At 72.3% G+C, this 12892-nt stretch carries 13 protein-coding genes; 5 read left to right on the top strand and 8 right to left on the bottom strand.

Annotated elements, in window-relative coordinates; translation table 11 throughout:
- The first annotated feature begins 115 nt into the window (after positions 1–115).
- Together ACZ4UU_RS09110 and ACZ4UU_RS09105 are read left to right on the top strand one after the other, a co-directional pair.
- A complete protein-coding gene (locus ACZ4UU_RS09110; RefSeq protein WP_468037968.1) occupies positions 116–535 on the top strand; it encodes a helix-turn-helix transcriptional regulator in 420 nt (139 codons plus the stop codon).
- 75 nt (positions 536–610) lie between these two features.
- On the top strand, positions 611–1045 hold the full coding sequence (locus ACZ4UU_RS09105; RefSeq protein WP_391408427.1) for a VOC family protein: 435 nt from the start codon (positions 611–613) through the stop codon (positions 1043–1045).
- 16 nt (positions 1046–1061) lie between these two features.
- Here the strand turns inward: ACZ4UU_RS09105 and cseC are convergent, their stop codons facing one another.
- The 5 genes from cseC to ACZ4UU_RS09080 form a co-directional block, all read right to left on the bottom strand.
- The gene (gene cseC, locus ACZ4UU_RS09100) at positions 1062–2588 is read right to left on the bottom strand and encodes a two-component system sensor histidine kinase CseC (RefSeq protein ID WP_468037965.1); all 1527 of its coding nucleotides are present in this window, start codon (positions 2586–2588) and stop codon (positions 1062–1064) included.
- A gap of 10 nt (positions 2589–2598) precedes the next feature.
- On the bottom strand, positions 2599–3306 hold the full coding sequence (gene cseB / locus ACZ4UU_RS09095) for a two-component system response regulator CseB (RefSeq protein WP_468037963.1): 708 nt from the start codon (positions 3304–3306) through the stop codon (positions 2599–2601).
- 116 nt (positions 3307–3422) lie between these two features.
- Positions 3423–4055, bottom strand: coding sequence for a hypothetical protein (locus ACZ4UU_RS09090; protein ID WP_468037961.1), 633 nt, complete (start codon positions 4053–4055; stop codon positions 3423–3425).
- A gap of 128 nt (positions 4056–4183) precedes the next feature.
- Entirely contained in the window at positions 4184–4723 is a 540-nt protein-coding gene (locus ACZ4UU_RS09085; protein ID WP_003999062.1) for a SigE family RNA polymerase sigma factor, read from the bottom strand.
- Between the two features lie 303 nt (positions 4724–5026).
- A complete protein-coding gene (locus tag ACZ4UU_RS09080) occupies positions 5027–5974 on the bottom strand; it encodes an HhH-GPD family protein (RefSeq protein ID WP_468037958.1) in 948 nt (315 codons plus the stop codon).
- A 159-nt stretch (positions 5975–6133) separates the two neighbouring features.
- Here ACZ4UU_RS09080 and ACZ4UU_RS09075 point away from each other — a divergent pair, with 159 nt between their 5' ends.
- Positions 6134–7684, top strand: coding sequence for a sensor histidine kinase (locus tag ACZ4UU_RS09075; RefSeq protein WP_468037956.1), 1551 nt, complete (start codon positions 6134–6136; stop codon positions 7682–7684).
- 12 nt (positions 7685–7696) lie between these two features.
- A complete protein-coding gene (locus tag ACZ4UU_RS09070) occupies positions 7697–8353 on the top strand; it encodes a response regulator transcription factor (RefSeq protein ID WP_468037954.1) in 657 nt (218 codons plus the stop codon).
- Positions 8354–8375: 22 nt separating this feature from the next.
- Here ACZ4UU_RS09070 and ACZ4UU_RS09065 read toward each other — a convergent pair whose 3' ends face one another.
- Positions 8376–9005 carry a phosphatase PAP2 family protein gene (locus ACZ4UU_RS09065; RefSeq protein WP_468037952.1) on the bottom strand — a complete coding sequence of 210 codons (630 nt, stop codon included), beginning with the start codon at positions 9003–9005 and terminating at the stop codon, positions 8376–8378.
- Positions 9006–9191: 186 nt separating this feature from the next.
- Here ACZ4UU_RS09065 and ACZ4UU_RS09060 point away from each other — a divergent pair, with 186 nt between their 5' ends.
- Complete coding sequence (locus ACZ4UU_RS09060) at positions 9192–10025, top strand: hypothetical protein (protein ID WP_468037950.1); 834 nt, start codon at positions 9192–9194, stop codon at positions 10023–10025.
- Positions 10026–10151: 126 nt separating this feature from the next.
- Here the strand turns inward: ACZ4UU_RS09060 and disA are convergent, their stop codons facing one another.
- Entirely contained in the window at positions 10152–11276 is a 1125-nt protein-coding gene (disA, locus tag ACZ4UU_RS09055; RefSeq protein ID WP_062725632.1) for a DNA integrity scanning diadenylate cyclase DisA, read from the bottom strand.
- An 81-nt stretch (positions 11277–11357) separates the two neighbouring features.
- A complete protein-coding gene (gene radA / locus ACZ4UU_RS09050; protein WP_468037948.1) occupies positions 11358–12767 on the bottom strand; it encodes a DNA repair protein RadA in 1410 nt (469 codons plus the stop codon).
- Positions 12768–12892: the final 125 nt, after the last annotated feature.

Genomic DNA, 12892 nt, shown 5'->3' with positions numbered 1-12892 from the left:
GTCGGTGGTGCGGGCGGGGTCTTCGGGTGGAGTTTCGCCCGGGGCCCCGCCTTTTGTCTCGCCCCCGCCGCCCCTACCCGCTGGAATGTCAGTGGCCCGTGCCACCATCGGAGCCATGGGCAAGGTGCGGCAGTTGCGGTTGGCCAAGGACGCCATGGATCGGGAGTGGGCCGATTCAGCGCTGGATCTGGATGCCGTTGCCGGGCGGGCGGGGTATTCGCGGTATCACTTCGTGCGGGCGTTCAAGGCGGTGTACGGGGAGACGCCGGGGCAGTACCTGACGCATCGGCGGATCGAGCGGGCCGAGGAGTATCTGCGGGGGGCGAATCTGACCGTGACGGAGATATGCCATCTGGTCGGGTTCAGCAGCGTCGGGACGTTCTCGGCGAAGTTCAAGGCGCGGACCGGGCTGTCGCCGACGCAGTACCGGGAGAAGCACGTCGGGCGTGGGGCGGCGTTGATTCCGGGGTGCTACGCGATGCTGTGGGCCGGGGGGTTCCGGCGGCGGGAGAGCAACTCCGGAGAAGCGCGCTGAGAGCGCCTCTGCCTACCTTGGCGGCAGGAAGCAACCGCAAGAGGCGGCAGGCGGAGGAGTACGGAGAGCAGGGTCATGATCAAGGGTCTCGGCATCACCACCGTATGGACGTTCGACCAGCAGCGCACCAAGGCGTTCTTCACGGAGAAGATCGGCTTCGAGGTGCGGAACGATCTTTCGATGGGCGATATGCGGTGGGTCACCGTGGGCGCCAAGGACCAGCCGGACGTCGAGCTGGCGTTGATGAGCCTGGACGGGCCCGGGCTCGATCCGGAGTCGTCCGAGGCGTTGAAGACGCTCGTGGGGAAGGGGGTCATCGGGGCCGGGGCGTTCAGGACCGATGACTGCCGGGGGGACTACGAGACCTTCAAGGCGCGCGGCGTGGAGTTCATCCAGGAGCCGCAGGAGCGGCCCTACGGCATCGAGGCGATCTTCCGCGACGACAACGGCAACTGGTACTCGCTGACCGAGCGCAGCGCGGAGCTCGACTTCTCCAAGTCGTTCGGGTGAGCCCGCCCCGGCGCCGCTACGGCAGCATCGGGTAGCTGCCCGTGTTCGTCGGCGCGTGCTCCGGGAGCCAGAGGACGGCCACCGCGCCCTCCGCCGGGACATGGTCGGCGGCGCCTGCCGGACGTACGTTGCGGAAGGTGAGGCGGGCCCCGAGGACCCGGGCCTGACCTGCCGCGATCGTCAGGCCGAGGCCATGGCCGCGGCCCGCGCGGTCGCTGCTGCCCGTGCGGAAGCGGCTCGGGCCCTCGGCGAGCAGGGCCTCGGGGAAACCGGGCCCGTGGTCGCGGACCCGGATGACCCGGCCCTCGACGGTGACCTCGATCGGCGGCCTTCCGTGCCGCGCGGCGTTCGCCAGCAGGTTGAACAGCACCCGCTCCAGCCGCCGCGGATCGGTGGTGACCGCCGACTCGTGGACGACCCGCACCTCGATGGCGGGATCCTTCGCCGCGACCCGCCGGCTGACGAACTCGCCCAGCAGGATGTCCTGCAACTCGGCCCGCTCCGAAGCGCTGTCCAGACGGGCCACCTCCAGGACGTCCTCGACGAGTGTGCGCATGGCCTTGGCCCGGTCCAGGACCAGTTCCGTGGGCCGGCCGGGCGGAAGGAGTTCCGCCGCCGTCAGCAGGCCCGTCACCGGCGTCCGCAGTTCGTGCGCGATGTCCGCCGTCACCCGGCGCTCCGCCTCCAGCCGCTGCTGGAGCGCGTCCGCCATGGTGTCCACCGCGCTCGCCAGGTCGTCGGTCTCGTCCCGTACGACACCCCCGATGGCGTCCCGCACCCGGACGTCCGGCTCCCCGCTCGCCATCTGGTGCGCCGCGGCCGCCGCCTTGCGCAGCCGGCGCGACAGCTGCCCGCCGACGAGCACGCCGAGCGCGCTGCCGCCGAGGACCACCGCGATGGAGCCGATGATCAGCGCCTGGTCGAGGTCCTTGAGGATGTCCTCGCTGCGGTCGGTGAACCCGGTGTGCAGCGACATCACCTTCCCGTTGTTGAGCGGCACGGCCGCCCAGATGTCGGGTGTGCCGTTCGGCGAGTCCGCCACGTAGGTGGCCCGCCGGCCCTCCTCGACCTTCTCCCGCAGCGCCGGAGGCAGCTCCGGGTCGTCGATCGTGGCGTTCGGGAAGTTCAGCCGCTTGGACTGCTCGAAGTTGCGCTGGGCGATCTGGATCCGCTCGTCGGCGAGGTCGCGCGCGTTGTCGAGCATCGAGACCCGGGCCGCGTTGTGCACCACCAGGCTCAGCACGACCGCCACCAGCGCGCCGACCAGCGCGATGGCCGCGCTCAGCTTCCACCGCAGACCCGTGCGGATCGCCACCCGGCTGCCCCTGAGCCGCCGTACCCGCAGGCCCGTGCGACCACTCGTGCCGAGGCCCGCGCCCCTCCGGTCACCCATGTCACCGCCCGTGTCCGTGCGCGTACGGACCCCTGTGCGTCGGCCCGCGACAGCGGCGCCGCCCGTGGCATCGCCCACGTCGGTCGCGTCCGTCAGGCCCGCCGCGTGCGCCATCCCGGACGGAGCCGCGCGTCTGAACATCCCCCTCATGCCGCCCCGCTCAGGCCTTCAACTTGTAGCCGAAGCCACGGACCGTCTCGATCCGGTCCTGGCCGATCTTCTGCCGCAGCCGCTGCACATGGACGTCGACGACCCGCGTGTCCCCGCCCCAGCCGTAGTCCCACACGCGCTCCAGCAGCTTGTCCCGCGAGAGCACGGTGCCCGGCGCCGAGGAGAACTCCAGCAGCAGCCGCATCTCGGTCGGCGTGAGACCGACCGGCTGCCCGCCCCGGCGCACCTCCATGCCCTCGGTGTCGACCTCCAGGTCCCCGAAGGCCAGCACGCCGCCGGCGGCGGCCGCGTCGCCCTGGTCCACACCCCGGTCGCCGCCGCTCGCGTGCCCGAACCGGCGCAGCACCGCCCGGATCCGCGCGACCAGCACGGCACCGTCGAACGGCTTGGTCACGTAGTCGTCCGCGCCCGCCTCAAGGCCGAGCACCACGTCGATCGAGTCGGCGCGCGCCGACAGCATGATCACCGGCACGGTCGACTCGTCGCGGATACGGCGGCACAGACTGACGCCGTCCATGCCGGGGACCATGACGTCGAGCAACGCGATGTCCGGCCGGTTCGTCCGGAACGCCTCCAGGCCCGACACCCCGTCGGGCATGGCGGTGACCGCGAAGCCGTCCCGCTCCAGGGCGAGCTGGGTGGCCTCGCGGATGACGTCGTCGTCCTCGACGAACAGGACGTGGGTCTGGTCTGCCATCCCGGTGCTCTCAGTCCTCGTGTTCTGCTGGGGGTGCGTGGGACATGTCCATGGAGGGTGCCCACTTGGGGGACGCGTGGACCGGGCGAAGCGTTCACTGACGCCCCGGCCGGTCCTCAGCCGTCGGGCGCCGCCGACTCCTCGTCGCCGCCGAGGTTGCCGTAGTCGGTGCGTGTGTCGTCCCGCTGGACGAAGCGGCCGGACACCCACTGGTACGACAGCACGTTCTCGCTGGACGGGTTCGACAACGCATCATCCTTGGCGTACACCTGCTTCGTCACCACCAGGTAGCCACGGTCGATCTCTGCGTAGACCGGGGGCTCCTCGGTCTTGAACACATTGTGGTACGCGCCGCCCTGCTCCCGGTACACATACGAGGCGACACTGACCGCGTCGCCGCAGGACAGGACGTTGACCACGATGTCGTCGACCGGCCCGCCGGTCAGATCGCCGTACGACACGTCGACGGGATAGTCGTCCGACACGCACGGTCGCAGCGCCCGCTTGACCTCCGCCGAGACCGCGGGATCGGCCTTGACCAGCCGGACGGCCTCGCTCCGGTCCGGGACCGCCGAGGCCGACGCGGAGGCGGCGGGCGTGGGGGCGAGCGAGGACAAGGCGTCCGCGCCGCTCACCGAGTCGGCGTGGGCCGGCCCCTCGTCGCGGGCGCCGGTGCCGCCGGTGGCGCAGGCGGAGGCGAAAAGGGCGAGGGCGACGACCACGGCCACCGCCGTGAACGCCGCCTGCAAGTTCCCCCGGACCCGCGTGGGTCCGGGCGGGGCGAAGCCCGTGTCCGCGGACTCGGAGTCCCCGTCCGGGTCCGTGTGCCTGTGCCTGTCACCCCTGTCCCTGTGCCCGGTGCCGCCCGTTGTCGTGCCTAGGCCGCGCAACGCTCCCGCTCCTCACGCTCCAGCGCGCGTGCGTCCAGATCGCGGCTCTCCAGCTCCTCGCGGAGCCGGGCGAGCGCCCGGTGCAGCGTGCTCTTGACCGTTCCGGCCGACATGCCGAGGGCGGCGGCCGTCTCCTCCGTGGACATCTGCTCCCAGTGTCGCAGCACCACGACGCTGCGCTGCTTCGGCGCCAGAACCTTCATGATGTCCATCAGCAGGGCGCGGTCCGCGTGCTGCTCGGTGGAGTCGTCGACCGAGGCGTCCGGGAGCTGCTCGGTCGGCACCTCCTCCAGCTTCCGCGCCCGCCACCACTCGGTCCGCGTGTTGATCATCACGCGGCGCAGGTAGGCGTCGGCGAGCCGCTTGTCCGCGATGCCGTCCCAGCGGTGGTACGTCCGTACCAGCGCGGTCTGCAGCAGGTCCTGGGCATCCACCGGGTCCGGGACCAGCCGGCGGGCGCTGCGCAGCAGCGCGTCCTGCCGGGTGCGGACGTACTCCTCGAACTCGAGCACCTCTCCCTGCGCCATGCTGACCGCCTCCCGATTCCCCGTTCCCGGCCGGCTCGTTCGCCGTCGGTGTCACTTGCCTGTGGTTCGTAGTCGTCCCCGTCTGTCGGGTACGGAAATGAAGCTACGGAGGCGTTGTCACGGGGCTGTCCGAAGCAGCCTGCGGCTAGCGCTCGGCTGTCCGTCGGTTGTGTAACGGAAGAAGGAAAGGGGTAAAACGACAAGGGAGTTGAGGGTTGTATGTGATGGTTTGTCCGAGTTGTCCCTAGGGTGGCTGTGCGTCTGGATGTTGCGGAGGCCCCACGGCTGTGATGTGTCTTGGCGTCAGCTCAGCGGCAGCCGGTACATCCCGCCGGGCAGCGGCTCCACCAGACCGTCCGCCACCAGGCCGTCCAGCGCACGGGCCCGCTGCACCGGCTCGTGCCACACCCGGTCCAGGGCGGTCTGCGGCACGGGCACATGGGCCTCGCGCAGGACGGCGAGCAGCTTGCCGCGCACCTGACGGTCGGTACCGGCGTACGTCTGACCGCGCCGCGGCGGGCCCTCGTGCTCCGGCTTGCCCGCGAGCCGCCAGGCACACTGCGCGGTGATCGGGCAGCGGTGGCAGGACTCGTTCTTCGCCGTGCACACCAGTGCGCCGAGTTCCATGGAGGCCGCGGCCCAGCGAGCGGCGGTGCGCTCCTCCTCGGGGAGCAGGGCGCGGGCGAGCTTGCGTTCGGCGGCGGTCGTGGCGTTCGGCGGGTACTGCGTGCCGCTGACGGCACGGGCCAGGACCCGGCGGACGTTGGTGTCCAGGACCGGGTGCCGCTGACCGTAGGCGAAGGAGGCGACCGCCGCGGCCGTGTACTCGCCGATGCCGGGCAGCGCGAGCAGCTGGGCGTGGTCGGTCGGTACGTCCCCGCCGTGCCGTTCCGCTATGGCGACGGCGGCGCCGTGCAGCCGCAGCGCGCGGCGTGGATAGCCGAGCCGGCCCCAGGCCCGGACCGCCTCGCCGGGGGCCTCCTTGGCCAGGTCGGCGGGGCGGGGCCAGCGGGCGAGCCACTGCTCGTAGACGGGCAGGACCCGGTTCACCGGCGTCTGCTGAAGCATGAACTCGCTGACCATCACGCCCCAGGGGCCCGCCTCGGGGCGCCGCCAGGGCAGGTCGCGGGCGTTTTCGTCGAACCAGTCGATTACGGGGCTGTGTAGGTCCGCTCCGACAGCGGAGCCGCAGGAGGCGGCGTCGGCGGAAGCGTCGGGACTGTTCGGTGAGGGCTTTGTGGGCGCAGTCATGGCCTTCCGATCCTGCCATGCCGGTGGCGGCCGGGTGGGTAGGCGGCGGTGGCGGTGCGTTTTGCGGCCTCGGGGGTGCACCTCCACGGCAGAAAGGTCGCGCCCCACCTGACGATCGGCAGCAGTGGCGCCCCGCCCCTCGCTTGTAGCGTCGGACGGATGGAACGTCCTCGCACCTGGCGGGCCTGTCTGCTCTGGGCCGCCCTCGCGCTGCCCGCGCTCACGGCCGACCGCCTCGGGATGAACGAGCCGCGTGCCGGGTGGCAGCAGGCGACCGGGCTCGTCGTGCTCGCCGCCGCGGTCGTCGTGTGCCGACGGCAGCCGCCCGCGGCGTTCGCGCTGACGGCCGTACTGAGTCTGGCCGCCGCCCCCGCCCTGTTCACGGTCTCCTACGGTCCCGCGCTCAGCGTCTTCGCGCTGCTGCTCGGGCTGCGCGCGGACGGCGTGCGAGCGGCGGCGGTGCTGTTCGGGGCCGTCGGCTGTCTCGGCACGGCGCGGATCGCGCTCGTCGGGGTCGACCCGGTGCCGGAATGGGCCGTGCTGACAGGCACGTTGCTGTTCGGGTGCGTCTTCCCGTGGCTCGGCGGACGCTACTGGCGGCAGAGCCGTCGGCTGACCGAGGCCGGCTGGAGCCGGGCGGCGCGGCTGGAGGGCGAGCAGCGCCTCGCCGAGGAGCGGGCCCGGCTGCGCGAGCGGGCCAGGATCGCCCAGGACATGCACGACTCCCTGGGCCACGAGCTGAGCCTCATCGCGCTGCGCGCGGGCGCCCTCCAGATCGCGCCCGACCTCCCGGACCACCATCGCGCCGCCGCCGCAGACCTGCGCGCGGCCGCCTCCGACGCCACCGACCGGCTGCACCGCGTCATCGGCGTCCTGCGGGAGGAGGACGAGCCGGTGCCCCTGGCCCCGCCGGGGGAGACCGTCGAGCAACTCGTCGCCCGTGCCGCGGAGTCGGGGCTGCCCGTGCGGTGGGACGAGGCGGTCCGCGCCGTGCCGGAGCCGGGCGGCGTCGCCGAACGGGTCCTGTACCGGGTGGTCCGCGAGGCGCTCACCAACGCGGCCCGGCACGCGCCGGGCGCTTCGGTCACCGTGGCGGCGGGCCGGGAGGCCGAGGGCACGACGGTCACGGTGACCAGCGGGCGCGGCGACGCCCCCGCCCCGTCCTCCGGCGGCACCGGCCTGCAGGCCATGCGGGCCGCCGTCACCTCGGTCGGCGGCGACTTCGAGGCCGGCCCGCACCCGGACGGCTTCCGCGTCCGGGCCTACGTCCCCGACCAGCCCGCCGCCGTGGCCGTACGGCCGTCCCCGGCGCCGTACGCCCCCTTCACCCACGCCCGCCGCCGCGTCGCCCTCGCCGCCGCGGCCGCCGTGGGCGCGGGCGTCGTGCTCGTCGGCGGAGCCTTCGCCTGGTACGCGTACACGGAGACCCACTCGGTACTGTCGCCGGCCGCCTACGCCGGGCTGCGGCTCGGGATGTCGGACCACGACCTCGCCGGCGTCCTGCCGGACCGCACCGTCCGGGACGCGCCCGTGGAGCGCGCCCCCGCGCCGCCCCCGCCGGGCAGCGACTGCCGCTACTACCGCGCGAGCGGCGAACTCCTCGTCTCCGTCGACCACTTCAGGCTGTGCTTCGACGGCGAGGGACACCTCGTCGCCAAGGACGTGATCCCGAGGGCGGGCGGGCCTTTCCCAACACCCCTCCCCGAATGAGGAGTTCGCACAGTGATCCGCGTACTGCTGGCCGACGACGAGGCGATGGTGCGGGCCGGTGTGCGCGCGATCCTGACGAGCGGCGGGGAGACCGAGGTCGTCGCCGAGGCGGGTGACGGGCGCGAGGCGGTCGAGCTGACCCGGGCCCACCGCCCGGACGTGGCCCTGCTGGACATCCGTATGCCCCGCCTGGACGGGCTCGCCGCCGCCGAGGAGATCGTACGGACCGTCCCCGGCACCGCCGTGGCGATGCTCACCACCTTCTCCGAACAGGCTTACGTGGCCCGCGCGCTCGGCGGTGGCGCCACCGGCTTCCTGCTGAAGTCCGGGGACCCGTACGAACTGATCGCGGGAGTACGGGCGGTGGCGGGCGGCGCCGCCTTTCTGTCGCCGAGGGTGGCCCGGTACGTCATCGACGGACTGGGCGGCAGCGACGGCCGACTCGGCCGTGAGGCCGCCGCACGCGCACGCGTGGCCGAGCTCAGCCCGCGCGAGCGTGAGGTGCTCGGCCTGGTAGGCACCGGCTTGTCCAACCCGGAGATCGCCGCCCGGCTGCATCTCGTCGAGGGCACGGTGAAGGCGTATGTGAGCGCGGTACTCGACCGGTTGGGCGTACGCAACCGGGTACAGGCGGCGATCGTGGCGTACGAGGCGGGGCTGGTGGAGTAGTCGCGTCCAGCGGCCGTGCTGGTCAGCGGCGATACGGCGGCCGGGACCCCTCCGGCCCCGTCAGCCACCGTACGAACGCCGGCATCGACGTGGTGCGCATCGCCTCGGCCAGCCGAGTCGCCGGGCCCGTCGTCAGTCGTACGGCCGCCACCGCGACCAGCGCGCCGAAGGCGAGGCCCGCGGCGACGTCGTGCGGGTAGTGGACGCCGACGAACACGCGGGAGAAGGCCATCAGCAGGGCCAGGGGAGCCGTCAGCCACAGGAGGGTGTGCCTGGCCAGGGCCAGGGTGAGCGCCGCGGCGCCCGCGATGGTGGCGTGGTTGCTGGGGAAGGACCAGTCGCCGGGCGGCGGGCAGGCGGTCAGCGAGGCGGTCGCTCCCGGTACCGCCCGGCACGGACGTTCCTGTGTGACAACCGACTTGAGGAGCTCACTGCACACATACGCCACAGCCGTGGCCAGAGGTGCAAGGACCGCTATCGCGAACGCCCGGGAGGTGCCCCGCCTGGCCCGCCACCAGGTGGTGACGAACAGCGCGCCGAACAGGAGCAGCCCGGCCTCCGTCCCTGTCTCGGCGGTGTGCTGTACCCACGTTGGGGTGTCGCGGGCGAAGTCGGTGATGTCGCGGTAGAGCTCGGCGTCCTCGAAGTCCATGGTCACGGACCGTAGGCGGCGGGCCGATCCCGTCACATCCTGCGATCGGCAGGGGCCGCACCTGACGGAAGACAGGGGTGGCGCGGACCTCACGGGGCGGTTTCCAGGATGATGATCCGGAAAAGTTGCGGCCCAGGGCGGCGGGTGGAGCCTGTTGGCGCACCGATCTCTCGTACAGTTTGCGCCGTGGGATCTCTGCGCAATCCGGTCGGGCCGCTTCCCTCCACCATCTACTGGCGACGGAGGGTCGTACTGCTGTCTGTGGTCGCCCTGTTGGCGCTACTGGTCACCTGGGTACTGACCTCGGGCGGCGGTGGCGGAAAGAACAACAACGCGGGCGGGTCCGACGGCAAGAATCCCGCGCCCTCGACGATCACCCCGGGACCCTCGGGTTCGGGTCCGGCGATCAGTCAGGCGCCGGGCGGGCGCGACGAGTCGCCCGGCGGCTCGGGAGCCGGCGGCGGCTCCGGGTCGGACACGGGGTCCGGTGAGGACGGCGGGTCCGGGGACGGTTCCGGGGACTCCGGCGGTTCGGACGGCTCGGGCGGCGGATCCGCGGGCGGCGGCTCGGGCAGTGGCGTCGGGGTGGACGACACGGTCGACGCCGGCTCCGCGCTGCCCGATTGTGTCGCGGGCGCGGTGAAGGTGACGGTGAAGAGCCTCCACAACGCCTACGAGCCCGGCGAGAAGCCCGCCCTCCTGCTGACCGCGACCAACTCCTCCAGCTACGACTGCAAGATCGATCTCGGCCCGAAGAACACGGTGGTGACGGTCACTCAGGCGGGATCCGAGGACGACTTCTGGTCCTCCGCCGACTGCCCGAAGGTGGCCGGCAGCCTGAAGTTCCGGGTGCCCGCCGGGGAGAGGATCACCTACACCGTGAAGTGGGACCGCAAGGCGAGCGCCCCGCAGTGCGCGACACCGCCCGCGGGGGCCGCCGCAGCGGGCACCTACCTGGTGGAGGCGAAAGCGCCGGGGTTCGGGACGGCACAGACGTCGTTCGTACTGGAGAACGACTAGTAACAGGCGCAGTCTGCGGGCAGTCGTGCCGCTGGGGGCCGCTCCCGGCCCGCAGAAAGGAAAGGCGGCACCCCGCAGCGCTGGTCCGCGCAACGCCCCGGCCTCGGCGTCAATGCCGGGTGCCTATCAGACGTACCTTTCCAGGATCGAGCTCTCCGCCAGCCGCGACAGCCCCTCCCGCACGCTGCGCGCCCGGGCCTCGCCGACGCCGTCCACCGTCTGGAGGTCGTCCACGCTGGCGGCGAGCAGCTTCTGCAGGCCGCCGAAGTGCTCCACCAGACGGTCGATGATCGCGCCCGGCAGCCTCGGCACCTTGGCCAGCAGCCGGAACCCGCGCGGGGAGACCGCCGAGTCCAGCGCCTCCGGGGAGCCGGTGTAGCCCAACGCCCGTGCCACCGTGGGCAGTTCCAGGAGCTCGGCGTGGGTGAGGGCGTCCAGCTCGTACAGCGCTTCGTCGACCGTGCGGGAGCGCTTGGCCGTGGGCTCGGGCACGTAGTCACGCACCACGAGCTCGCGCTCGGGCTCCACGCCCGCGATCAACTCGTCCAGTTGGAGTGCCAGGAGACGGCCGTCGGTGCCCAGCTCCACCACGTACTCGGCGATCTCGGTCGCGATACGGCGCACCATCTCCAGCCGCTGGGCCACCGCCGAGACGTCGCGGACCGTCACCAGGTCCTCGATCTCCAGCGCCGACAGCGTGCCCGCGACCTCGTCGAGGCGGAGCTTGTAGCGCTCCAGGGTCGCCAGGGCCTGGTTGGCGCGGGAGAGGATCGCCGCCGAGTCCTCCAGGACGCGGCGATGACCGTCGACGTAGAGCGCGATGAGCCGCATCGACTGGGAGACGGACACCACGGGGAAGCCGACCTGCTTGCTGACCCGGTCCGCCGTACGGTGCCGGGTGCCGGTCTCCTCCGTGGGGATCGTCGGGTCCGGGACCAGCTGGACACCGGCGCGCAGGATCTTCGACAGGTCCGACGACAGCACGATGCCGCCGTCGAGCTTGCACAGCTCCCGCAGCCGCGTCGCCGTGAACTCGACATCCAGGACGAATCCGCCCGTACACATCGCCTCGACGGTCTTGTCGGAGCCGAGCACGATGAGTCCGCCGGTGTTGCCGCGGAGGATCCGCTCCAAGCCGTCGCGCAGGGCCGTGCCGGGTGCCACGGCGCTCAGTGAGGCGCGCATCAGGCCATCGGCACCGGAGCTCCCACCGGACTTTCCGGGAGCTGCTGCCCGGTCGTTGGCTGCCACTGCACTCCTCCGGTCGCAGGTTCTGGGGCGCTCCCGTTTCGCACACTTGGTTCGTACGCACGGGCGAGACCAGGGCAAAGTCTACCGGCGCTGCTCCTCGTCCCGTGGGGCCTCTCGCCGACGCGACCGCGGAAGGACCCGGAGCGCGTCCCCTATGTCGGCCACTTCCAGCACCTTCATGCCCGGAGGGATCTTGCCCGGGTCGCCCGGTACGAGGGCGTGGGTGAAGCCCAGCCGGTGCGCCTCGGCCAGTCTGCGCTGCACGCCCGTGACCCGTCTGACCTCGCCCGCGAGGCCGACCTCGCCGATCGCGACGAGGTTCTTGGGGAGAGGTGTGTCACTCGCGGCGGAGGCCAGCGCGAGGGCGACGGCGAGGTCCGCCGCGGGCTCCGAGAGCTTCACCCCGCCGACCGTCGCGGAGTAGATGTCCCGCTTGCCGAGCGCGCTGATCCGCCCGCGCTGTTCGAGTACGGCCAGCATCATCGAGACGCGTGAGGTCTCCAGGCCGGACGTCGTACGGCGGGGGGAGGGGATCTGCGAGTCGACGGTGAGTGCCTGGACTTCGGCCACCAGGGGGCGGCGGCCCTCCAACGTGACCGTCAGGCAGGTCCCTGGGACCGGTTCGGCGCGACGGGTCAGGAAAAGTCCGCTTGGGTCGGTAAGGCCCGTAATGCCCTCATCGTGCAGTTCGAAGCAGCCGACCTCGTCCGTCGTGCCGTAGCGGTTCTTGACGCCCCGTACGAGGCGCAGGCGCGCGTGCCGGTCGCCCTCGAAGTGGAGCACCACGTCCACGAGGTGCTCCAGGAGCCGGGGCCCGGCGATGGCGCCGTCCTTGGTGACGTGTCCCACGAGGAGTGTGGACATCCCGCGCTCCTTGGAGGCCCGGATGAGGGCGCCGGCGACCTCGCGGACCTGGGCCATGCCGCCGGGCGCACCGTCGATCTCCGGGGAGGCCACGGTCTGCACGGAGTCGAGGATGAGCAGCGACGGCTTCACCGCGTCCAAGTGGCCCAGCACGGCGGCCAGATCGGTCTCGGCCGCGAGGTAGAGGTGGTCGTCGAGGGCGCCGATGCGGTCGGCGCGCAGCCGGACCTGGCTCGCCGACTCCTCACCGGTGACATAGAGGGTGCGGTGCTCGTCGCTCGCCGACTTGGCCGCCACGTCCAGCAGCAGGGTGGACTTGCCGACGCCGGGCTCGCCCGCGAGGAGGACCACGGCGCCGGGCACCAGGCCGCCGCCGAGCACCCGGTCCAGCTCGGGCACGCCGGTGGACCGCGCGATGGCCTGCCGTCCGTCGACCTGTCCGATGGGCAGCGCGGAGTTCGTCACCCGGCCCGGTGTCGTCGTACGGACCGCGGGCGCGCCGTACTCCTCGACCGTCCCCCATGCCTGGCACTCGGGGCAGCGGCCGAGCCACTTGGCCGTCTGCCAGCCGCACTCCGTGCAGCGGTAGGACGGGCGGTCCTTCGTGGTCTTGGTACGGGCAGCCATGCGAAGAACCGTAACCGAGCCCACTGACAACGCCGTACGGTCGCGCACACCGCTGCTCTCCGGGACGGCGCAGGGGGCGCTCGGCGCGCTTCCGCGGGGGCCACTCGTCATGCACAAGCCATGGA

This window comes from Streptomyces sp. NPDC028907, from assembly GCF_055564995.1.
This window is presented reverse-complemented; position numbering and strand designations above follow the sequence as displayed.